This is a genomic window from Brevibacterium sp. S111 (assembly GCF_004745075.1).
Lineage (GTDB): Bacteria > Actinomycetota > Actinomycetes > Actinomycetales > Brevibacteriaceae > Brevibacterium.
Genome location: NZ_RHFH01000008.1, coordinates 67,517 through 88,166 on the forward strand (window position 1 = coordinate 67,517; position 20,650 = coordinate 88,166).

A 20,650-nucleotide genomic window follows, 5' to 3' on the forward strand; every position below is an offset into this window, starting at 1 on the left:
TAGCCTGCGGCCCAAACTTAGGTCACAATCGGACATTCCGGCTCAAACTTAGGTCACAATCGGACATTTCTGAACGCTGAAACTATCCGTTTGTGACCTATATTTGGCGTCCGGTTCTATAGTCCGGAAAACATAGGTCACTATCGGACAGTTCCGGGCCCCGCATCACCCTTCACAGGTGGGGGCGCAGCAGCTCCAGCAGCGTCGGCAGCGACGCGGCGACTCCCGAGTGCAGTTCGTAATCGTCGAGCTCCTCAAGCGGCACCCATGACAGCTGGATGCTCTCCGGATCGTTGATGACGGCGTCGAAGCGGCGCAGGGTCTTCGCGATCACCGTCGTGTACGACCAGGTGTCGAGGTCGAGAACATGCGTCTCGAGGATCTCGATGCCCGAGCCGTCCTGGTCCGGCACCCCGGCTTCTTCCCAGGACTCGCGAACCGCGGCGTCGACGGCCGACTCCCCCATGTCGCGGGCCCCGCCGGGGAAGCCCCAGGTCCCGCCCTCGACCGACCACAGAGCCCGATGCTGCATGAGCACCCCGCGCTCGGGATCGACGAGCATGAGCCCGGCGGCCCCATTGAGCCCCCAATGCTTCTTCCCGTCCGATCCGTACGTCCATCCGTCCCCGGATCGCCGAGGCGGCCGACCGGCAGGCAGACGCGTTGACCTCGCGGCCCGTGCGTTGCGCTCAGCGGCGCTGTTCGCGGCCGCAGCCGAGTCGGCTCCGCTGCCGGCAGATGCACCGCCATCAGCTGTCTGCGGGTCGTTCTCAGACGAGGACATGATCGACATCCAGAGAAGAGACGGCGGCGAAGGACAGGTCGCTCGGGCCGATTCCGCGGGAGACCAACTCAGCACCGAGGGCGGCGACCATCGCACCGTTGTCGGTGCACAGCTTCAGCGGAGGCACACGCAGAGTCACGCCCGCCTCGGCGCAGCGAGTCGCGAGCACCTCGCGCAGATGGGTGTTCGCAGCGACTCCCCCGCCGAGGACAACATGATCGATGCCGGTGGTCTCGGCGGCCAGGAGGGTCTTCGTCACGAGCACGTCGACGACGGCATCTTCGAACCCGGCGGCGATATCGGCCACGCGCAGGTCGGTGCCGAGGGTCTCGGCCTTCGTCACCTCGCGCAGGGCCGCGGTCTTGAGCCCTGAGAACGAGAAGTTGAACCGGCGTTCGGGATCGCGCAGATCCTGCTTCTTCGCCAGCCCGCGTGGGAACTTCACGGCGGTTCGGTCACCAGGCGCCCCGGTGCCGTCGAGCAGGCCGAGGGCGGCCTTCGAGATGTTCGGCCCTCCCGGGTAGTTGAGCCCGAGCAGACGTGCGGTCTTGTCGAAGGCCTCCCCGGCGGCGTCATCGATCGTGGCACCGAGGAGTTCGATGTCCTCGACGACGTCGCCGATGCGCAGGATCTCCGTGTGCCCGCCGGAGACGAGCAGGGCGATGGTCGGCGTGGTCAGCCCGTCGACATCCTCGGCGACGAGGTCGACGGCGACGTGTGCGGCGAGGTGATTGACCCCGTAGAGCGGTTTGTCCAAAGCGGCGGCGAGCCCCTTGGCCGCACCGACGCCGACCATGAGCGCGCCGGAGAGACCCGGCCCCGCGGTCACGGCGACGGCGTCGATGTCGGTCAGCGCCACCTCGGCGGTCTCACAGGCTTGGGCGATCGCAGGGCCGATGGCCTGCACATGCGCGCGGGAGGCGACCTCGGGCACGACCCCGCCGAAGCGGACGTGTTCGTCCATCGACGAGGACACGGTGTTCGTCAACAGGGTGCGGCCGCGGACGATGCCGACGCCGGTTTCGTCACAGGAAGATTCGATGCCGAGGACGAGGGGTTCACTCATGATCCGTCCTCAGCGGTGTCGGCAGAGTCCGCGGTTTCGAGTGCGAGGTCGGAGTAGATGGCGTTGAGTTCGGGCTCGGTGGCCTCGGCGACGTCGAGCCCGAGCGAGCGGGCGAACAGGCGCAGGTGCGTGTCCCACATCGGTCCGAGATCGGCCGCCTGTGAGCGAGCGGATTCGGCGTCGGCGGCCGTCTGCGTGAACACAAGCACGGCCTCTTCCCCCGTTTCACCGTCGAGAGGGACGAGGCGGATGCCCAACACGCCGAAGTCACCGAGTTCGAGCAGCACGTGGTCGTACTCCTCGCAGCTGAGGATCGCTCCGATGAGGTCGACGTCCTCGAGTTCGAACGTGATCGGGCGAGCCGCCGGTTCCTCGGCTTCCGCCGACTCCTCGTCGGTCGACCCGTCCGCCGCCGAGCCCGGGGTCGCGACTTCGTCCGCATCCTCGCCGAGGCGGAACGGCGCGAACCAGGCGCCGGCACCTGCACCGTCGGTCAGCGCGTCCCACACCGTTTCGACGTCACGGGCCACCGGCATCTCGATGACGAGATCGGTGCCGTGTTCCCAGGAGACCAGGCGCGGGCTAGTCGCGGTCATGCTTCCACCCAGGCCTCGTCGAGGGCGGACTTCTCGTCGGCGCTCAGCTGCATCGTGGTGCCGATGAGCAGTTCGGTGAGCTGGTCGGGCACCCGCGCCGAGGCGATGGTCGAGGGGATGAAGTCGTGGCTGAGCTGCCATGCGATGGCGGTGGCCGTCATCGTCGCATCGTGGGCTGAGGCGACATCGAGGAGGACCTCGAGGGCTCCGAGCGCCTTCTGGTCCTCGACGAAGTTGGCCACCCGGTCACCGCGCACGCTGCCGGTGGCGTCACCACCGGTGTGCTTGCCGGTGAGGAACCCGGAGGCCAGGGAGTGGAAGGGCAGTTCGGCCATGCCTTCGGAGCGCAGATAGGCCTGCTTCTGATTATCGACCGCGGAGCGGGAGACGAGGTTGAACCGATCCTGGACGACGCGGTAGCAGGCCAGTGAGAACTTCGTCGAGATCCTGCGGGCGTTCTGCAGCCGCTCGAGACTGAAGTTCGAAGCACCGAGGTAGTTGACTTTGCCGGAGCGGACGAGGGCGTCGAAGGTCTCGGCCACCGCGACCTGGTCGACTTCGTCATCATCGGTATGCGCGTAGTAGAGGTCGATCCGGTCGGTGCCGAGGCGGCGCAGGGAGTCGTCGACGCAGTCGCGGATGTTTGCGGGGTCGAGGCCCTTGTGCTTCGGGTGCATGCCGACCTTGGTGGCGATGATCATCTCGTCGCGGTTGCCGCGGGCCTTCATCCATTCGCCGATGATCGTCTCGGATTCCCCGCCGGAGTTGCCCTCCACCCACGCCGAGTATGCGTCGGCTGTATCGATGAAGTTTCCACCGGCTTCGGCATAGGCGTCGAGGACCGCGAAGCTCTGATCCCGATCCGCTCCCCACCCGAACGGGTTTCCACCCAATTGCAGCGGATGGACGAAGAGATCGGTATCTGCCAATTGCACACGTGTCATGCCTCCAGCCTACCTTCCGGATATAGCGTGGCCGGGGCCCGGATCACGGTGTGAACCACCGCGGCCCGGGCCCTGTACCCTCGCTTCCGCTTGAGCGGTCGTCACCCGATGTCAGACGGGTCGAGGCCGATGTGGCGTCGGATTCCCGAGCGGATGCCGAAGCCGGCGACGATGGTCACGGCCAGCCCGGTGCCCATGGCGATCCATGCGCGCACCGGCACCTCGGATGCTGCCCGGACCTCTTCGGCCTCTTGAGCAAAGACGGTCTCGTCGTCGACCTCGTCGGTCTTCTTCGCATCGGCCTTCTTCGCGTTCTTTGCCGACTGCCCTCCGCCGGAGCCACCGGTGCCGCTCTGTCCTGACCCGGCCGCACCCGCAGCTGAGCCGCCGGCGTCGCCCGCGTTCTGCTGCTGTCCGCCGTTGCCTGCGGCGGCGCTGTAGTCTCCGGCCCCGGGCACATAGTCGCCCAGGGAGATGGTCATCGGTTCTGCTCTCTTATAGGGATCGCGGACTCCGCCCGAGGTGAACCAGTACGAGTACTGCCCTGTCTTGTGCTGGAAGTCGACGAAGTCCTGCGGGAACGCGCCCCAGTAGTCGGAGTTCTCCCCCGTCTTCTTCGCCTGCGCCGAGGCGTTCTCATCCGATCCGCCGACCGCATTGCCCGAGGACCCCTGTTTGCCCTTGCTGTCGTACTTCACGCCGAGGTAGTCGGGGGTGGCAGTGATATGGCCGTCATCGAGAAGGGCGTCGATGTCGATGTTCTTGAAGTTCGCCATCGTGATCGACTCGGGCTTGAGTGCCACCCACTTCGACGAGTCGAACATGTCGGCCCCATACCCGCTGAGGTCAGCTGTGAGCCGACCCTTTCCGTTCCCGTCGACCTCGAGCTTCGGGTCGGTTGCCGACCAGTAGGTCATTCCGCCGTAGAAGGCGACGGTGAAGCTGCCTTTCCACTGCACGGTCACGCCGTCATCGGCCTCGCTGACCTCGCCATTCTTGATCGCCACTCGCGATTGGGTCCATGAGCCCTTACGGGAGGTCGAAACCGCCTCGCCTGTGGAGTCGAGGCACCTGTCGTCCCACGAGGCTTCCTTGAATGTCGAACCCTCGGGCTTCTCGATCCTCACATTGCCCGACTTCGATCGGTAGTAGTCACCTCCGCCGCTCGGCCAGACCTTGGCGCTTCCGGTGTCCTTCGATTTGCCTGCGACGAGGAAGTTGCATCCGCCGTAGAACGCACCGCCGTTGGCCTCTTGGTTGATCGACCAGTACAGGGTCGCCGAGCCATCTGCCGAGCCGGCATTCTTGCCGCTATCGCCGGAGCCTTTGTCGCCCGAACCGTCATCGCCCGCACCGCTGCCGTCGTCACCAGGGTCGTCCGGGTTCGTCGGATCACCGCCATCGCCCGGCTTCTCGACTGGCTTTCCATAGGAGACGGCCAGCGGATTGGTCTTCTTGCGCGGCTGCAGCGAGGTGCTCGCCCCATCCGTCGTGTACCAGTAGGAGTCCTGGCCGGTCTCGACGTTGAAGTCGATCCAGTCCTGGGGCATCGCACCCCACCAAGATTCGTTCTCGGCGGTCTGTTTCGCCTGAATGTTGCGACCGTCTGTATCGGTCTTCACACCCAGGTAGTCGGGAGTGAACTCGAAGCCCTCATCCGTGACATCGACCTCGCCCTTCTGGATTTCGACGATGTCGCCGTCGCGAGGTTTGAGTTCCTTCCAGATGCTCGGGTCGTCCATGTCTGCGCCGTACCCGGAATAGGTGCCCGTGATGGTGCCCTTGCCGTCTTCGACCTCGAGCGTGGGATCGGAGATCGTCCAGTAGGTCATGCCGCCGTAGTAGGCGAAGGTCCACGACCCTTCCCACTGGATCGACGCGTTGTTCTTGTCGACGTCGATGGTTCCGCTGCCCCCGGTGATCTCGACGTGATCACCGGTGTGGTTGTTCTTTGCCTCGGCATTGATATTGCCGTTGACGGATTCAGCTTTGTCGGGGTCCTCCGCTCCGGTGAGACATCTGGATCCCCACTTTGTGTACTTCCCACTGGTCTTGACGATCGAGACCCTCCCATCGGTGAAGTTGCCCGACGCGTCGTCGCTGTCGGTCGGGAAGAGCTTTCCGGCATCGGCATCGGTCCAGACTCGTGACTGGCCGGCGTCTCCGGCCTTGCCCGGGACGAGGAAGTTGCACCCGCCGAAGTAGGCACCTCCGGTGGATTCGTCGTTGACCGACCATTCGAAGACCGCGTCGTCGATATTGAGCGGACCGTCCGTCTCCGTCGCCTCGTCCACAGGCGAGGCCGTCGAGGCGGTCGGTACCGAATATGGCGCCGTCACCGCCTCCGCCGGAGCAGTGAGCCCGAATCCGAGCAGCCCCAGAGCCGCGATCCCTGCCGCGGTGCGTGTGAAGACCTTGCCCCTGCGGGTGGATGTGTGAGTGTGCATCGTGGTTCCTCGTCCGTTCTCGTCCGGCTGGACGGTCCGTGAGCGTGTCATGATTTCGTCGTCGGAATGGTTGTGGTCTCGGCCTCGTCCGCGGCTACTTGGGACAGGACTCTGGTGTCCTTCCGGTCCTCGTCCTCAAAGAAGGCGATGACCTGTGGCGGAAGTTTGCCGTTGCCGGGGCCGAGGTCCTGGTGGTTCGCCTGAGCCACGGCGCGTTCGGAGCCGCGTTCGAGCTTGGCCAGCTGCAGCTTCTTCTTCCGCTGCATCGCTATCCGGCGTTTGGCCAGCTTGTGCTGGGTGCGGATCCGCTTGCGCTCACGTCGGTCACGTTCCTTCTCCATCGCTGCCGGACTGACTCCCAGCAGCAGGCTCTTAGCCGCGAGGTATCCGCCGATCCCGAACCCGAGACCGACCGCGATGATCGAACCGAGGACGAGCACTCCGGCGAGGATCGCGAAGAAGATCAGCCATGAGGTGCTCATCGGCGGCTCACTGGCCACCGGCGCAACATTCGGGTTCTGTGCAGGGTCCACGGCCGGAGCGTCGCCGCCATCGGAACCGTTGCCGGATCCACCCTCGTTGCTCGTCGTTTCGGCCTTATCCCCCGAGGCGGCCTCATCGTCTTTCTTCTTATCCTTGTCCCCGGACGATTTCTTCTCATCGTCGTTCTTCTCCGCATTCTTACCTGCAGCCGCCCCGGAGGCTGCGAAGTCGACCGGGGTGAAGGATTCGTTGTTCGCGTTGTCGACGCCGTGGGCTCCGACGGTGATGATCCCGCACTGGACCTCGCTGCAGTCGACCTGAGTCTCGTTCTGGGACCGGTCATAGGTTGTGAACGTCTCACCGGGGACGCGGATCGTGGCGTTCCAGGTTCCGTCGGCGGCGATCTCGCCGCCGTTGGCGGCATAGGCGGTGCTCGACCCGGGGAAGGTCACGAACACCTGATAACCGGTGGGGTTGGTCTCGTCGTCGTAGACGTAGCGGTAGTTCGTGCCCGTCGCCCCGCCCTTGCTCGGTCGCCAGCCTCCGGAGGCGTCGTCGACCCAGCCGAAGAGAACGTAGATGCCGCCGAATCCGCCTTCGACGGATTGGAATCCGGATCCCGAAAGCTCCAGTGTCGATTCGCCGTCGGCTTTCGGTGTGCCGGACACGGACACCTTGGGAGCCGCCTCGGCGGGGGTCGGGTGCAATATCGTCGCGGTCAGGCCCACGGCCACGGCGAGGAGTGCGGAGATCGTGATGAGTGCGAGGATCCGCTTCACCGGCACCGAGGCGACGGTCCGGTTGAGTGCTGTCGTGAGCATGATCAGTTTTCCTTTCGGCCGGCGCGCACGGGCACAACCAGAGGTGCACCGGTGTTCGGGTCGGCCACGATGGACACGGGGTAGTCGTAGACGTCGCTGATGCGGTCGGCGGTGAGCACCTCGGAAGGTGGGCCGTCGGCGATGATCGAACCGTTGGAGATCATCGCGATGCGGTCGGCGTAGGCGCCGGCGAGGTCGAGATTGTGGACGATGATGACCACGGCTCCCCCGGTCGACGCATAGTCGCGGGCCTGTTGGAGGACCAGTTCCTGGTGACGGATGTCCATCGGCGCCGTAGGCTCGTCGAGCAGCAGCGCCGGCGTCGCCTGCGCGAGCACGCGGGCCAAAGCGACGCGGGCTTTTTCGCCCCCGGACAGGGAGGTGAACTTCCGCGCCGCGAACTGGACGGTCTCGGTCCTCGACATCGATCCGGAGACGATGAGGTCGTCGTGCTGGGATTCGCGCATGCCGGCCCACGGGGACCGGCCCATCTCGACGACTTCGAGGACGGTGAAGGGGAAGGCCATCCCGATGTCCTGGAGAAGAACTGCCCGGCGCAGCGCGAGTTCGCGAGTCGACCAGGAGTATTCCGCCTCACCGTCGATGAGCACCTTGCCCGCGTCGAGCTCGACGTCAGCGGTGACCGCGTTGACCAGGGTCGATTTTCCGGCACCGTTGGGGCCGACGATCGCCAGCACCTCTCCGCACCGGATGTCGAGGTCGATGCCTGCGAGGATCGAGCGGTCGCCGAAGCTGACCTCCGCGCCGCGCACGGAGATGATCGGTTCGCCGGGTGCGGGGAATTCTGCGCGACGGACAGATGACCGATTGAGGGAGCCTATGCTCATGCCCAACCTCCCGATTCCTTGCGGCTGCGTCTGATGAGGTAGAAGAAGAACGGTCCGCCGACCAGCGATGTGAGCATGCCGATCGGCAGGTCGGCGAATTCGACGAGCGTGCGGGCGGCGAGGTCTGCGATCGACAGCAGCACCGCACCTCCGAGCACGCTGGCCGGCAGCAGCAGTCGGTGGCCGGGCCCGATGACCATGCGGATGATGTGCGGGACGACGAGGCCGACGAAGGCGATGATTCCGCAGAATGCGACCGCTGCAGAGACCAGAAGAGCGACGACGGCCATGACGATGATGCGCAGCCGTTCGACGTTGATCCCGACGTGGCGTGCGCTCTTCTCGCCCAGGGACAGGATGTCGAGTCCCGGAGCCAGGGTCTGGGCGATGATGATCCCGAAGACGATGAGCGGCAGGATCAGCCCGACCTGGGACCACAGACTGCCGTTGAAGCTGCCCATCTGCCAGAACACGATCTGCTCCCTCGCCGAGGTGGGTGCGGCGAAGGTGATGTAGGCGATCGCGGCTCCGGCGATGGCGTTGACCGCGACTCCCGTGAGGACGAGGGTGATCACTTCCGTGCGTCCTCCCGAGCGGGAGACCGTATAGACGACGAAGGTCGTGATCAGACCGCTGACGAAGGCAAAGGTCGGGGTGGTGAACGCACCGAGGAATGACCACCCGAAGAGGATCGAAGCGCTGGCACCGACTGCGGCTCCGGAGGAGACTCCGACGACTCCGGGTTCGGCCAGCGGGTTGCCGAAGACGCCCTGCATCATCGCTCCGGCAACGCCGAGTGCAGCACCGACGAGAACTGTCATGACCACGCGGGGGAAGCGCACCTGCCACAGGGCTTCCTCACCGAATTCGTGGCTCGGCCCCGGCAGCCAATCGAGGCCGACCTTGTGCAGGAGCGAACCGATGACTTCCAGCGGCGGAATGAAGAGCTGACCGATCGCGGCAGAAAGGACGCAGGCAGCGATGAGGGCGATGATCAGGAGCAGGAACAGGGTTCCTGCCCGCGCGGTGCGCTGACCGCGGATGCGTCCGAGGTCGAGGCCGTCGCCCTTTCCTGCGGGATTGAGACGGCTCGTCGGTTCAGCGCGGTTTCCTGCTGCGGAGTCGGCAGAGCTGTCACCACCCTCGCCGAGGCGGTCGCGGCGGGAGCGACGCAGTGAGCGGTCCCGTATCTCGGTGGACTCACTCATGCCTCATCCTCTTCCAGTTCCTCATTGATCTCTTTCAGACGCTTTTCGATGGACTTCGGCGGATGGTCAGGGTGGTAGGCGAGCTCGGGGGCGTAGATCGCGGTGCCGAGTGCCGCGAGCACCTGTGCCGAACGCGGGCCGAAGCTCATCACCTCGTAGTCGCTCATGTCGACGAGCCGACGGTTCTTGCCCGCCGGCGTCTGTTTGATGCCGGGCAGTTCGAGGGCCTTGTCGATGCCTCCGACCGAGGCCAGTCCCAGGGTCATGACGATGATGACGTCCGGTGCTGCCTTGATGAGGGCCTCTGAGTTCGTCGGTGACATGCCTTCGAATCCGACTTCGGCGGCGACGTCGCGGGCGGAGACGGACTGGATGAGCGAATCTGCTCCGGAGCCGACCCCGAACCAGTAGTAGATATTGCCTCGCAGGTAGAGGAAGACCGTCCGCGGGCGGTCGGCAGGATCCTCGGGAGCAAGCTTCGCGACTGCCTTCTGCGTGTCGTTGATCTCACGGACGGTGCGTTCGGCGAGTTTGTCACCGAGCTCGGGCACACCGAGCGCCTCGGCGACCTCTCGGACCTGAGGACCGGCCGAGCGCACGCCCTCGGAGTAGGACGAGGAGATGAAGATGACGGGGATGCCGGCGTTGCGCAGCTGCAGCTGTGCATCATAGGGGCCGATCGTCGTATCCGTGAGGATGACGTCGGGCGAGAGCGCGAGCACCGCCTCGGCGTTGATCTCGTGCCCGCCCTGGGTGATCAGCGGCAGCTGCTCGGCGCCGGGCACGAGCTGGGAGAAGTCGGTGGCGATGTCGCGGCCGACGAGGTTGCAGCCGAGGCCGAGGCCGACCACGGCGGCGGCGATCCCGCCGTTCTGGTTCATCGCCAGGATCCGGTCGGTCTTCTTCACCGTCTGCGCAGGACCATCGTTGCTCTTCACCGTCACCGGCAGATTCGCTTCGTGTGCGGCGGTGTCGGAGACCGGCGGGATCTCTCCGGCCTGGGTGTAGGCGGTCGTCTGCTTCGCCGTGTACGACGTTGAAAATGAGGAGAATCTATGACGCACAAGAGTGCGCGCGCACGGGCCGGGAAGGCTCGGCGCTTCACTTCGCCGCTGGCGGCGGGGGCGGCGATCGCGGCCGCCACCGGCCTGCTGGGAATGGGCATGAGCGCCCCGGCGTTCGGCGCAGTCGACAAGACCGTCGACGACGCCGTGTTCAATTGGTCGGTCAACGACGAATCCACCGGCGGCGCCTACTTCGGTGGGTGCAACTTCCTCATCGCCGGTGAGGCCGGAGACACGGGCATGGCCCGGATCTGGACAGCCGACGATGCCGGAACCATCTACCCGGTCGACGATGACGGCAACTTCACCGACGGGAACACCTCGATCGTGAAGACGAACGGCAAGGCGTCGAACTTCGCCGACCGCTGCACCGATGGTGACGGAAACTCGGTCAACGGCAAGGTCAACGCCGAAGCAGAGAACAACCACACCGGTGACCACATCGAGATCGCGAACGGCACGGGTACTGTCGACCCCGACAAGGACAGCGCTTCGATCCAGTGGGAGGGCTCCTGGTCCTTCGCCTACTACGGCGGCATGACCTACTGGACGATCTCGGATCCGAAGCTCGAGGTCAAGGACGGCAAGGGCACGATCACGGGAACCTATTCGGGCTTTGGCGCCGATATGGACGACCTGAGCATCTGGAAGAAACTCGATGCTCGCGACGGCGATATCGTCGAAATCCAGCAGGGCGAAGTCGACGTCACCGACGACGGCTTCGAATTCACCCCCGACTACCTCGGCGTGGAGACCGACACCGACGGCCGCAACCTGCAGTCCGAGAAGACCGCGGAGAACGAGTCCTGGTGGGGTGCGATGCCACAGGACTGGATCGACTTCAACGTCGAGACCGGTCAGGACTCGTACTGGTACACCACCGCCGGAGCGAGCACGTCGATCCAGCCGCGGAAGAAGACCAACCCGCTGACGGTCGAATACACCGCGCAGGCCCCGGCGCCGAAGGTTTCGACCTCACATTCGGTGAAGTCGGCCAGCGCCGATGACGGTCTCACCGTCAACGTCACGGGCGACGGCTACGACAACCTCCCCGAGGCCAGCACCGGCAAGCCTTCGGCGGGTGCCTACGCGGCGATCGTCGACCGTGACCTGGCGAGCAAGGACGTCACGGCCGGCAACACGACCGCCGTGCAGTACGTGATGCCTCCGCAGATCAAGGACGGCACAATCGACGTCGACGTGAACGCGAAGGCGACCGACCTCGACGAGTCCAAGGACTACGACGTGCTCACCTGGGTCGCCCATGGCCTGCCCACCGGTGACGCCGAGCTCTACCGCGAACCCATCGACCTGACCGATGAGCAGAAGAACGCCTTGTTCCCCGGTGAGGATGATGAGGATGACGCCGCAGCCGACGGTGCCGAGGCCGGTGACGACGGCGCTGCCGACGGTGCCGAAGGCGACAACGACGGTGCAGAAGGCACCGACGAAGGCGCCGCCGACGCAGCCGAAGGTGAAGCCGATGGCGCCGAAGGCACTGACGATGGTGCAGCCGACGCTGCTGAAGGCGAGGCAGACGACAATGCCGCCGAAGGTGACACCGACGGTGCCGAGTCCGACGATGAGGGTGCTGCTGACGCCGCCGAGGGCGATGACAACGGCGCTGCCGATGCTGCTGAAGGCGACAACGACGGTGCAGAAGGCGCCGCTGATGCTGCGGAAGGCAACGATGACGGCGCAGCCGATGCAGCCGAAGGTGATGCCGACGGTTCCGATTCGGATGCCGGTGGCGCTGCCGACGGAGATGATTCCGATGGCGGCTCCGATGGAGACGAGGATAAGCCTGCCAAGCCTGTCGTCAAGGACCAGACCGTCGGCAAGGACCGACTCGTCAAGGGCACGACCACCCCGAACGCCGAGGTGAACCTCGCGTGGACCCCTGTGGTCGACAAGGACGCCGGAAGCCAAGTCAAGGCATTCGCCGCGACTGTCCCGGCCGAGGACAACGTCACGGTGACCGCCGATGGTGAAGGCAACTTCTCCGCCAAGGCGCCGAGCGCCAAGGGCACTTACGCCTACTCGGCCATCACCACAGTCGACGGTGTGCCCTCCGACCCCGCCGAGTTCACCGTCACTGTGAACGAGGACGAGGCCGCCGATGACGACGCCGGCAGCGCAGGCGACTCGGACGGCGGATCAGCAGACGGAGCCGGAGACAACGCTGCGACCGATGGCGCCGAGGCCGGTTCCGACAGTGGTTCGAGCGCGTCTGAAGGTGCGGCCGACGGTGCCGAGGCCGACGCTTCCGGCTCCGACGACAGTGCCGGTTCGGGATCCGCAGGTTCGGGTTCGGCGGGATCGTCTACCGGAGGATCCGCTTCCGGCGGCTCCGACGGGTCGAACCTGCCGCGCACCGGTGCCGATCTGATGACTCTGCCGATCGCGCTCGGTCTGATCATCCTCGGCGCAGGTTCTGTTCTGTTCTCGCGGATGCGCAAGCGCTAAACTGGCCATAGACAAGTAATGTAGTGAGCCAGCGAGTCCGTCCCGGTTCGAAACTTGAGTTCCGAACCGGGACGGACTCACCCCTAAGACCCGCTATCGCGAACCGTCATTCGGATCGACGATCTCTCAACGAGGAAACATCATGTCTGAACCGTTCTCCGCTCGCCTCAAGGCCAGCACCGCCACCATCCACGACGAGGTCGAACACACCACTTTCATGGTCGACCTCATGGAAGGACGGCTCGACTCTCGGGCCTACGCTCTCCTGCTCAAGCAGTACGAGGTCATCTATCCCGTGCTCGAGTCCAAGTCGCGGGAGTTCGCCGACGATCCGGTCTTCGCGCCCTTCCACGACGCCGGCCTCTTCCGCTCCGAGCGCATCGCAGCCGACCTCTCCGCCCTCGACGGTGCGGAACTGCCTGTGATGCCCAGCGCTGCCGCCTATGCCGCGCACCTTGCCGGACTCGAACGAGCCGACCAAGTCATCGCCCACCACTACACGCGCTACCTCGGGGATCTCTCCGGCGGCCAGGCGATCGGCGCCCTCATGGGCCGTCACTACAGCCTGCCCGCGACCTCACTGACGATGTGGGACTTCGCGGCACTCGGCAAGACGAAGCCGTACAAAGATGCCTACCGCCGCCTCCTCGACGAAGTGGCGTCGACCGGCGGCGACGAGCAGATCGTCATCGACGAGACCATGGAGGCCTTCCGCCTCAACGGTGACCTCCTCGTCGACCTCACCGACGCCACCGAACAGCGCGCGGTTCCGGTCGCCTAGTCACCGATCCGCAGACGCATGAGCACGGCCGCGGCGCCCGGATAGTAATCCGGGCGCCGTCCCCATTCCACGAATCCGAAGGACGCGTACATCGCCAGCGCCGAGGTGTTGCGTTCGTCGACTTCGAGGTGGACGACCTCGGCGCCGCGGTCCTTCGCCCAGTCGATCCCCGCGTCGAGCAGGACTCGACCGATGCCCTGCCCGCGGGCCGCCTCGGTGGTGGCGATGGTCATGACATCGGCTTCCGCACCGGATGCGGACATGACGACCCAGCCGGCCAGCTCCCCCGCCGAGTTGGTGTTGCCCTGCGTCGCGGTCGAACCGTCGAAGGTCCCGTTCTCCCCCGCCGAGGCGGTCCTGGCGGCGAACATGATCGTGCCGTTCTGTGCCTTGACCGACCAGTAGTAGCCGAGAGTCCACGCGGTGGGCCCGAAGATCGCCGCATCGTGGTCGGCCACCTCGGCGAGGTCCCACCAGGGCAGCTCGGCGATGGTCACGGAGGTCATCTCAGTGAGCTCTCGCGCACCGGGGTCGCCTTCGCATCGGGTTCGCGCAGGTATTCCGGGATCGGTTCGCTCAGTTCTCGACCCGCGGCGAGTTCACGTGCTGCGGCGAGGGCGAGGTATTCGGCACGGGGGTCGGTGATGGACTCAGTGGTCGTGGCTCCGAGGGTGTCGGGGTAGAGGAGGAACCCGCGGCCGAGCTTCTCGCCGATCAGGGCCGTTGCTGCGGTCGCCGACTCGACGGATGCGGCCTCGTTCCCTGCCTGCTCGGTTCCGAACGGGTCGAACCGACAACCGTTGGCGGCGAGGACCGAGGCGACCTCGAGCGGTTTCGCTACGAATGGTCCGGCGCTCAACGAAGCATCGGCGGAGTCATAGACGCTGAAGTAGACCTCCTTGCGGCGGGCGTCCGAGGCGATGAGGACGGGGCCCGGGCCGGTCGAGCCGGCTGCCGAGGCACTCTCCGAGCCGGGTTCGGGCGAGCCCCCCGCCGAGCTGCGAACGAACTCTTCGGCGATCGCGGTCTGGGACAGCAGGCCCTTGACCGGGATTCCGCGGGCCTGGCCGACGGCGATGCCGGCGGCGATGCCCACTCGCAGTCCCGTGAAGGGACCGGGCCCGATGCCGACGACGACGAGTTCGGGCTGGGCCTCCGCGGCGAGCACGTCGGCGAGCGCGGGACCGATGAATTCGACGTGTCGACGCTGGTCGTCGGCCTGCTCGGCGGCGATGACCGAACCGGTGTCCGTGTCGACGAGGGCCACGGAGGCCGACTGCGAGGTGTCGATGCCCAGAATGATCATGATTCGTCTCCCTCATTCGCTGAGCCCTCGCCGGGCAGGTCCGCGGAGGCCGGGTTTTCGACGCTCACGTTCGCAGCTGCCGAGATATCAGCCTGGATTCGGGGCATGCGCGCGGCCCAGGCATCCCCGCAGCCGGTGAGGTCGACGGTGCGCCGTTCGTCCTCAGACTCGTCTGCGCCGTCGACCCCGATCAGTTCCTCGTCGTCGGACTCGTCCCACACCGGGGCGATGGTGATGTCTAGATGGTCGCTGCTGAGCTGCTCGGCCATGCCGGCGCCCCATTCGACGACCGTGATCGACTCATCCAACTCGGAGTCGAGGTCGAGGTCTTCGAGCTCCTCCCCGTCGGCCAACCGGTACGCGTCGACATGGACGAGCGCAGGGCCGCCGCTGCGCGACGGGTGAACGCGCGCGATGATGAACGTCGGCGAGGTGATCCGCCCGGCCACGTCGAGAGCCGTCCCCAGAGATTGGGTGAACGTCGTCTTCCCCGCACCGAGGTTGCCTGTGAGAATGAGCAGGTCGCCGGCTCGCAGATGATCGGCCAAGGCGGCGGCGAAAGTGCGCATCTGCTCCAAGGATTCGAGATGGAACCTCATCGTCCGTCTCCTTTCCGTACTGTGCGGTCGACACGTGCGCTGAGCTGGGTGACGATCTCGTAGTTGATCGTATTCGCCCAGGTCCCCCACTCGGCCGCGCTCGGACCGTCTGGCCCGAAGATGACGACCTCGTCGCCGATGGCCACCTCGTCGTTTCCAGCGCCGATGTCGATGATCATCTGATCCATGGCGATCCGCCCCACGACGGGGTAGCGACGACCGCGGATGGCCACCTCGGCCCGGTTCGATGCCGACCGCGGCAGGCCGTCCCCGTACCCACCGGGCACGAGCGCGAACCGGGTGTCGGTCGCAGCGGTGAACGTCAGTCCATAGGAGGCGCCGTGACCAGCGGGAATGTCCTTGAGATTGATGACGGCGGAGACTAGCCGCATGACCGGTCGCAGCCCGAGGACCGTCGGATCCCCGTCCTCGAGTGGGGACAGTCCGTAGAGCGCGAGCCCCACCCTGGCCGAGGTGCCCGGACACGGTCCCAGGGTGAGCGCGCCCGGCGAGTTCGCGATATGGACGTCCAGGTCATCCGATTCGCCGAGGCAGCCGTCCGCGGCGTCGAGCACTGCCCGCAGCTGCCCGTGGGCGGAGGAGAAGACCGCGCTCTGCGCTGCGGTCTCGGGGCGTTCGGGTTCATCGGCGACAGCGAAGTGGCTCATGATTCCGACGATGCAGATATCGGTCGTGGCACCGGGGCCGCGGGTGGGGTCGGTGTCGTCGGTGACAGCGCTGCGGCTGTCTTCGGCGTGGCGGCGCAGCCAGTCGAAGGCGCGGACGACTGCTTCCGGTGACAGGCCGTTGCGGCCGAGGCCGGTGTCGATCTTCAGATGGGCTCGGGCCGTGGCGCCGGTGCGGCGGGCCGCCTTCGTCAGTCGGTCGAGGGATTCGACTGTCGACACGCCCAGTTGGATGTCGGCGCGCACCGCCTCGTCGAGGTCGGTGGTGGGTCCGTAGAGCCATGCGATGATCTCGGGCTCGGGGCCGAGCAGGCTGCGCAGGTGAAGGGCCTCGGGGATCGTGGCCACACAGAACTCACGCCATCCGGCCGTGAAGAGGACGGGAGCGATGAGGTCGACGCCGTGGCCGTAGGCGTTGGCTTTGACGACGCATTTGAGGCGGGCGGGTGCGAGGCGATCGGCAAGGACAGCGGCATTGTCCCGCAGGGCCGCCTCGTCGATCTCGGCCCGTACAAGAGCCTCGGGGATGTCGAAAGATGTCACTGGATAAGACTACCGCCGACACCTGCCGCCGAGCAGTATCGGGACGGTCTGCCGGAGCCGGATGGGGTCGATCTCGCAGAGGCGGCGCACCGACGAAATCTTCAATGTGAGAATGCACCGTCCCCGGTCAGCACCTTCGCTACGCTGTTTCCCCGCGACCGTCGGCGCTTCCGGTGACGGCGTCGCGGTTGCAGCCGACGAGGCGTTCGGCGAAGAAGAGTTCGCAGAACCGTTCGATGAAGAAGGAGACATCATGCACACCACATCAGGTCGCACCATCGCGATCGTGATCGCAACCGTCATGTTCGCGGCGGTCCTCACGGTGACCGGACAGACCGGCCCCGCTGAGGCGGCCGCGAAGCACTGCACCGGCGTCGAGGCGAACGAATCGGTCACGGCGGCGAAAGCCATCGAGGTCAAGCAGCGGTCGACGATCACCGCCGATATCTACCTGTGCAGTAAATCCGGCGACCGGTACGTTCGCGACAGCGGTCCCTACAAGGCGCGGCTCGGCTCTGACGGAACGACGTCGAGCAAGAGCGAAGGCGACGGGAAGACTCCGAAGGGAGTGTTCTGGATGCGCGACGGATTCGGCACCTCGGCGAACCCGGGCCTGCAGAAGGCCTGGACGAAGGTCACCCGTGATCATGTGTGGGTCGACGGCGACGCGACGAAGGCCGAGGGCTACAACACGATGCAGCTGAAGTCGGAAGGATACGAGGGCGAATCGCTCTACCAGCCGAAGCCGTATAAGTATGCCCAGGTCATCGGCTACAACGAGGCCCGCACTCCAGGCAAGGGGTCGGCGATCTTCCTGCACGCGAACACGGAGTCGATGAAGACCGCCGGCTGCGTATCGATGTACGAGTCCAGCCTCGTCAAGGCGATGAAGTGGGAGGGATCGACGGAGACGCAGATCCTCATCCACTGAGACGGAGGCCCACGGTTCAGTCGGTGCCGTGGATGAGTTCCTCGACCACCTCGGTGAGGGCATCGGCGAACCCGGAGGCGGTGACGGCCCGCCCTCCGGCGGCGTTGTGCACGAGCACGCCGAGACCGGCCAGCCGCGCCCATTCGCGGTTCGGGACGGGCAGGTCATCGCCGTCGTAGCGGTGCCGTGCCGATGCGGTCGCGGTCAGCGTGCCGAGGATCCCGGCCAGTACGTCGCCGGACCCGGCGGTGGCGAGGCTCGCCGGACCCGGCTCGGGCAGGACGACCAGACCGTCGGGAGCGGCGATGACGGTGTGGTGGCCCTTGAGGAGCACGATCGTTCCGGTCAGCTGCGCGGCCTGCCGGGCCCACCCGACCGGGTCCTGTCCGATGCGGCCGGCTGTGATGATTTCGCCGAGGAGTCGGCTGAGCAGTCGGGCCAGCTCGCCGGCGTGCGGGGTGATGATGATCGGCCGCTCGGCCATCCAGGTGCCGACCATCGCCTCGGCTCGCCCGATCATCTCGAGTCCGCCGGCGTCGATGACCACGGGAATGTGTGATTCGCCGAGGGCGTCGACCGCGGCCTGGACGAATTCGGTTTCGGGGTCGCCGGGCCCGAAGACGAAGGCGTTGACCCGTCCGGAGGAGCTGACCACCTCGGGATGGAGGCCGAGGACGTACTCGGCGACGAGCGGGGAGCCGAGATAGCGGACCATACCTGACCCAGTGCTCACCGCCGAGGTGGTCGTGAGCACGCCCGCACCCGGATAGTCTTCGGAACCGGCAAGGACCCCGACGACGCCGCGGGAGTATTTGTGGCCGCTCTCCTGCGGCCGGGGGAAGTCCGATCTGAGGTCACCTGAGTCGAGCAGCTCGGCGACAGCGAGATCTGTATCGAGTCCCAGGCCGATGTCGATGACGTCGATCCTGCCGGTGAACTCGTGCACGCGCGGGTCGATGAGTTCGGCTTTCAATCCGCCGAAGGTCACGGTGCGGTCGGCATGCAGGCGGGTCTCGGCGTCGTCGGGATCCGGGTCGAGATCGGAGGGCACATCGACGGCGATGAGGCTCCCGGTGCGGTGCGGGGCCCAAACGGCGATGAGTTTCGCGATGTGGTCGGGCAGTCCGCGCCTGCCGCCGGTGCCGAGGATGCCGTCGAGGACGAGATCGGCGCGGGAGAGTTCGCGGTACGCGTCCGCGCGGGCAGACTCGGCGGAAGTGGGGCCAGCCGCCTCGGCGGAGGTGGAAGCGGCGCTGGTGGGAGCGGCGCTGGTGGGAGCGGCGCTGGTGGGAGCGGCGCTCGCCTCGGCCGTCGTAAACGCGATGACCTGTGCTCCGGCACGGCGTGCGGCGGTCAGCCCCTCGTCGTGAGTGCGGTCGAAGAGTGTGATGGCGGTGACGGCGGCACCGCGCCTGCTCAGAGTCGATGCGGCGAAGAGCGCATCCCCGGCGTTGTTGCCCGGACCGGCCAGCACGCACACCCTGGTTCCGGCGACCTGACCGAGGTGGGTGGTGAGCGTGTCGATGCCGATGTTCGCCAGCGCCCGGGCCGCACGGGCCATGAGCGGGACGCCGGCCTCGAGCAGAGGCACCTCGGCTTCCCGGATGATCTCGCTCGGGTAGGCGAACACGCTCATCGACTGCTCCTCTTCATGACACGGCTGCTGATTCGACGTCGCCCTGCATAGGACCTGTCCCTGCACCGTATGCCGTTTCCACTTTCCAGACCAGACTGCCGGGTCAGTTTTCGGCCAGCTGTGCCAGCCGGCGACCGGCCAAGTGGGCGAGGAACAGTGCCTGGTCGGCCAGGCCGTCATCGCTGTGGCGAGCGCGCGGTGAATGGTTGGCCTCTCGTTCGTCGACCGGCAGGTTCGGCAGCGCGACACCGAAGTGCCCATAGGCGCCGGGCACGGCGTCGAGGACGCGGGAGAAGTCCTCGGAGCCGGGCAGCGGGTTGGCCTTGCGCACGGTCCGCTCCTCACCGAAGAGTTCGGTGAAGGTAGAGAGGAAGAATTCGGCTTCGGCGTCATTGTTGATCGTCGGGGGAAGGATCTGTTCGTATTCCACCTCGGCGGACAGCCCGTGGGCGGCGACGAGGTCACGGACGAGGTTGGGCAGCTCTGCCTCGGCGCGGGAGGTCACGGTTTCGGAGAACGTGCGGACGCTGACGACGAGAGTCGCGAAGTCGGGGACGACGTTCGGGGCGGTGCCGCCGTTGAACTGGCCGACGGTGACGACGAGGGGATCGAAGATGTCGAAGCGGCGGGTGACGTACTCCTGCAGCTGGCCGACGAGCATCGCTCCGACCTGGATGGGGTCCTTGCCGGTGGCCGGGCGGGAGGCGTGGGTGCCTTTGCCGTGGACGGTGATCGTCATCTTCGAGAACGCCGCCATATAGGACCCAGGGCGGGAGCTGGCGACTCCGAGGTCGGCGTCGGCAGAGACGTGGATGCCGAAGGCGGCTTTGACGCGGGGTCCGGCGGCGTCGAGGACGCCTTCGTCGATCATCTTCCCGGCCCCGTCGAAGCCCTCCTCGCCGGGTTGGAACATGAACACGACGTCACCGGGCAGGGATTCGCGGTCGCGGTGGAGGAGTTTGAGTGCACCGACGAGCCCGGCCGTGTGCAGGTCGTGACCGCAGGCGTGCATCCTCCCCGAGGTGGCTGCGAAGTCGAATCCGGTCGCCTCGTTCACGGGCAGCCCGTCCATATCCCCGCGCAGCAGCACGGCGGGCACGCCCCCGGTCGAGTCGGTCTTCCGGGCGCCGCCGCGGAGTACGACGATGATCGAGGACAGATTCTCTCCCGTGCTCACCTCGATGTCGAGGCCTTCGATGGCCTCGAGGACGAGCTTCTGCGTGACCGGCAGGTCGAGTCCGACCTCGACGTTCTCATGGAGTGCGCGGCGGAGGGTGACGAGGCCGGGCGCGATGTCCGCGGCGTCCTCGGCGGTGGGCAGGTGGATGGGGGCGGCCGCCTCGGTGGGAGCCGGGATCGGGTGGGTGGCGGCGTCGGCGGTGGTGGTGGCAGTGGCGGCGTTGTTGGGAAGTGAGCTCATGTCCCGAGTCTATTGCCCTCG

At 66.3% G+C, this 20,650-nt stretch carries 18 protein-coding genes; 3 read left to right on the forward strand and 15 right to left on the reverse strand.

The window, feature by feature from the left end; translation table 11 throughout:
• Nucleotides 1-172: 172 nt before the first annotated feature.
• From EB836_RS10655 to EB836_RS10695, 9 genes are all read right to left on the reverse strand, one after another.
• Nucleotides 173-784 carry an NUDIX hydrolase gene (locus EB836_RS10655; RefSeq protein WP_135540208.1) on the reverse strand — a complete coding sequence of 204 codons (612 nt, stop codon included), beginning with the start codon at nt 782-784 and terminating at the stop codon, nt 173-175.
• Nucleotides 771-1,850: a tRNA (adenosine(37)-N6)-threonylcarbamoyltransferase complex transferase subunit TsaD gene (gene tsaD / locus EB836_RS10660; RefSeq protein WP_135540210.1), complete on the reverse strand. Its 1,080-nt coding sequence runs from the start codon at nt 1,848-1,850 to the stop codon at nt 771-773. Before tsaD ends, EB836_RS10655 begins: the two co-directional genes overlap by 14 nt.
• The gene (locus tag EB836_RS10665) at nt 1,847-2,446 is read right to left on the reverse strand and encodes a hypothetical protein (RefSeq protein ID WP_135540212.1); all 600 of its coding nucleotides are present in this window, start codon (nt 2,444-2,446) and stop codon (nt 1,847-1,849) included. Before EB836_RS10665 ends, tsaD begins: the two co-directional genes overlap by 4 nt.
• On the reverse strand, nt 2,443-3,390 hold the full coding sequence (locus EB836_RS10670) for an aldo/keto reductase (RefSeq protein WP_135540214.1): 948 nt from the start codon (nt 3,388-3,390) through the stop codon (nt 2,443-2,445). The genes EB836_RS10665 and EB836_RS10670 overlap by 4 nt, the downstream gene beginning before the upstream one ends.
• A gap of 101 nt (nt 3,391-3,491) precedes the next feature.
• The gene (locus EB836_RS10675) at nt 3,492-5,837 is read right to left on the reverse strand and encodes an HtaA domain-containing protein (protein ID WP_167854430.1); all 2,346 of its coding nucleotides are present in this window, start codon (nt 5,835-5,837) and stop codon (nt 3,492-3,494) included.
• A gap of 47 nt (nt 5,838-5,884) precedes the next feature.
• Nucleotides 5,885-7,141: a hypothetical protein gene (locus EB836_RS10680; RefSeq protein WP_135540218.1), complete on the reverse strand. Its 1,257-nt coding sequence runs from the start codon at nt 7,139-7,141 to the stop codon at nt 5,885-5,887.
• 2 nt (nt 7,142-7,143) lie between these two features.
• Entirely contained in the window at nt 7,144-7,989 is an 846-nt protein-coding gene (locus tag EB836_RS10685; RefSeq protein ID WP_135540220.1) for a heme ABC transporter ATP-binding protein, read from the reverse strand.
• Nucleotides 7,986-9,197 carry an iron ABC transporter permease gene (locus EB836_RS10690; protein ID WP_135540221.1) on the reverse strand — a complete coding sequence of 404 codons (1,212 nt, stop codon included), beginning with the start codon at nt 9,195-9,197 and terminating at the stop codon, nt 7,986-7,988. Before EB836_RS10690 ends, EB836_RS10685 begins: the two co-directional genes overlap by 4 nt.
• Entirely contained in the window at nt 9,194-10,261 is a 1,068-nt protein-coding gene (locus EB836_RS10695) for an ABC transporter substrate-binding protein (RefSeq protein ID WP_240689853.1), read from the reverse strand. The genes EB836_RS10690 and EB836_RS10695 overlap by 4 nt, the downstream gene beginning before the upstream one ends.
• Here EB836_RS10695 and EB836_RS10700 point away from each other — a divergent pair.
• Together EB836_RS10700 and EB836_RS10705 are read left to right on the forward strand one after the other, a co-directional pair.
• A complete protein-coding gene (locus tag EB836_RS10700; RefSeq protein WP_101639127.1) occupies nt 10,253-12,727 on the forward strand; it encodes an HtaA domain-containing protein in 2,475 nt (824 codons plus the stop codon). The genes EB836_RS10695 and EB836_RS10700 overlap by 9 nt on opposite strands.
• Before the next feature lie 142 nt (nt 12,728-12,869).
• Nucleotides 12,870-13,508, forward strand: a complete 639-nt coding sequence (locus EB836_RS10705; RefSeq protein ID WP_101639126.1) for a biliverdin-producing heme oxygenase — start codon at nt 12,870-12,872, stop codon at nt 13,506-13,508.
• On the opposite strand, the gene EB836_RS10710 is transcribed toward EB836_RS10705, so the two are convergent.
• Genes EB836_RS10710 through EB836_RS10725 form a run of 4 tightly spaced genes read right to left on the reverse strand, consistent with a single transcriptional unit; the run spans nt 13,505 to nt 16,642 of the window.
• Entirely contained in the window at nt 13,505-14,014 is a 510-nt protein-coding gene (locus EB836_RS10710) for a GNAT family N-acetyltransferase (protein WP_101639125.1), read from the reverse strand. The genes EB836_RS10705 and EB836_RS10710 overlap by 4 nt on opposite strands.
• On the reverse strand, nt 14,011-14,814 hold the full coding sequence (gene tsaB, locus EB836_RS10715; RefSeq protein ID WP_101639124.1) for a tRNA (adenosine(37)-N6)-threonylcarbamoyltransferase complex dimerization subunit type 1 TsaB: 804 nt from the start codon (nt 14,812-14,814) through the stop codon (nt 14,011-14,013). The genes EB836_RS10710 and tsaB overlap by 4 nt, the downstream gene beginning before the upstream one ends.
• Nucleotides 14,811-15,413 carry a tRNA (adenosine(37)-N6)-threonylcarbamoyltransferase complex ATPase subunit type 1 TsaE gene (tsaE, locus tag EB836_RS10720; protein ID WP_135540223.1) on the reverse strand — a complete coding sequence of 201 codons (603 nt, stop codon included), beginning with the start codon at nt 15,411-15,413 and terminating at the stop codon, nt 14,811-14,813. The genes tsaB and tsaE overlap by 4 nt, the downstream gene beginning before the upstream one ends.
• Nucleotides 15,410-16,642: an alanine racemase gene (locus EB836_RS10725; RefSeq protein ID WP_101639122.1), complete on the reverse strand. Its 1,233-nt coding sequence runs from the start codon at nt 16,640-16,642 to the stop codon at nt 15,410-15,412. The genes tsaE and EB836_RS10725 overlap by 4 nt, the downstream gene beginning before the upstream one ends.
• Before the next feature lie 253 nt (nt 16,643-16,895).
• Between EB836_RS10725 and EB836_RS10730 the strand changes: the two genes are divergently transcribed.
• On the forward strand, nt 16,896-17,573 hold the full coding sequence (locus tag EB836_RS10730; RefSeq protein WP_135540225.1) for a hypothetical protein: 678 nt from the start codon (nt 16,896-16,898) through the stop codon (nt 17,571-17,573).
• 16 nt (nt 17,574-17,589) lie between these two features.
• Here the strand turns inward: EB836_RS10730 and EB836_RS10735 are convergent, their stop codons facing one another.
• Nucleotides 17,590-19,209 carry an NAD(P)H-hydrate dehydratase gene (locus tag EB836_RS10735; RefSeq protein WP_135540227.1) on the reverse strand — a complete coding sequence of 540 codons (1,620 nt, stop codon included), beginning with the start codon at nt 19,207-19,209 and terminating at the stop codon, nt 17,590-17,592.
• Nucleotides 19,210-19,312: 103 nt separating this feature from the next.
• Nucleotides 19,313-20,629, reverse strand: a complete 1,317-nt coding sequence (locus EB836_RS10740) for a M20 family metallopeptidase (RefSeq protein ID WP_101639119.1) — start codon at nt 20,627-20,629, stop codon at nt 19,313-19,315.
• Between the last annotated feature and the right edge of the window lie 21 nt (nt 20,630-20,650).

Bases quoted from the DNA above. Each gene is read 5' to 3' on its own strand.
- EB836_RS10655 (WP_135540208.1), bottom strand. From the start codon at position 784: ATGTCCTCGTCTGAGAACGACCCGCAGACAGCTGATGGCGGTGCATCT.
- tsaD (WP_135540210.1), bottom strand. From the start codon at position 1,850: ATGAGTGAACCCCTCGTCCTCGGCATCGAATCTTCCTGTGACGAAACC.
- EB836_RS10665 (WP_135540212.1), bottom strand. From the start codon at position 2,446: ATGACCGCGACTAGCCCGCGCCTGGTCTCCTGGGAACACGGCACCGAT.
- EB836_RS10670 (WP_135540214.1), bottom strand. From the start codon at position 3,390: ATGACACGTGTGCAATTGGCAGATACCGATCTCTTCGTCCATCCGCTG.
- EB836_RS10675 (WP_167854430.1), bottom strand. From the start codon at position 5,837: ATGCACACTCACACATCCACCCGCAGGGGCAAGGTCTTCACACGCACC.
- EB836_RS10680 (WP_135540218.1), bottom strand. From the start codon at position 7,141: ATGCTCACGACAGCACTCAACCGGACCGTCGCCTCGGTGCCGGTGAAG.
- EB836_RS10685 (WP_135540220.1), bottom strand. From the start codon at position 7,989: ATGAGCATAGGCTCCCTCAATCGGTCATCTGTCCGTCGCGCAGAATTC.
- EB836_RS10690 (WP_135540221.1), bottom strand. From the start codon at position 9,197: ATGAGTGAGTCCACCGAGATACGGGACCGCTCACTGCGTCGCTCCCGC.
- EB836_RS10700 (WP_101639127.1), top strand. From the start codon at position 10,253: ATGACGCACAAGAGTGCGCGCGCACGGGCCGGGAAGGCTCGGCGCTTC.
- EB836_RS10705 (WP_101639126.1), top strand. From the start codon at position 12,870: ATGTCTGAACCGTTCTCCGCTCGCCTCAAGGCCAGCACCGCCACCATC.
- EB836_RS10710 (WP_101639125.1), bottom strand. From the start codon at position 14,014: ATGACCTCCGTGACCATCGCCGAGCTGCCCTGGTGGGACCTCGCCGAG.
- tsaB (WP_101639124.1), bottom strand. From the start codon at position 14,814: ATGATCATTCTGGGCATCGACACCTCGCAGTCGGCCTCCGTGGCCCTC.
- tsaE (WP_135540223.1), bottom strand. From the start codon at position 15,413: ATGAGGTTCCATCTCGAATCCTTGGAGCAGATGCGCACTTTCGCCGCC.
- EB836_RS10730 (WP_135540225.1), top strand. From the start codon at position 16,896: ATGCACACCACATCAGGTCGCACCATCGCGATCGTGATCGCAACCGTC.
- EB836_RS10735 (WP_135540227.1), bottom strand. From the start codon at position 19,209: ATGAGCGTGTTCGCCTACCCGAGCGAGATCATCCGGGAAGCCGAGGTG.
- EB836_RS10740 (WP_101639119.1), bottom strand. From the start codon at position 20,629: ATGAGCTCACTTCCCAACAACGCCGCCACTGCCACCACCACCGCCGAC.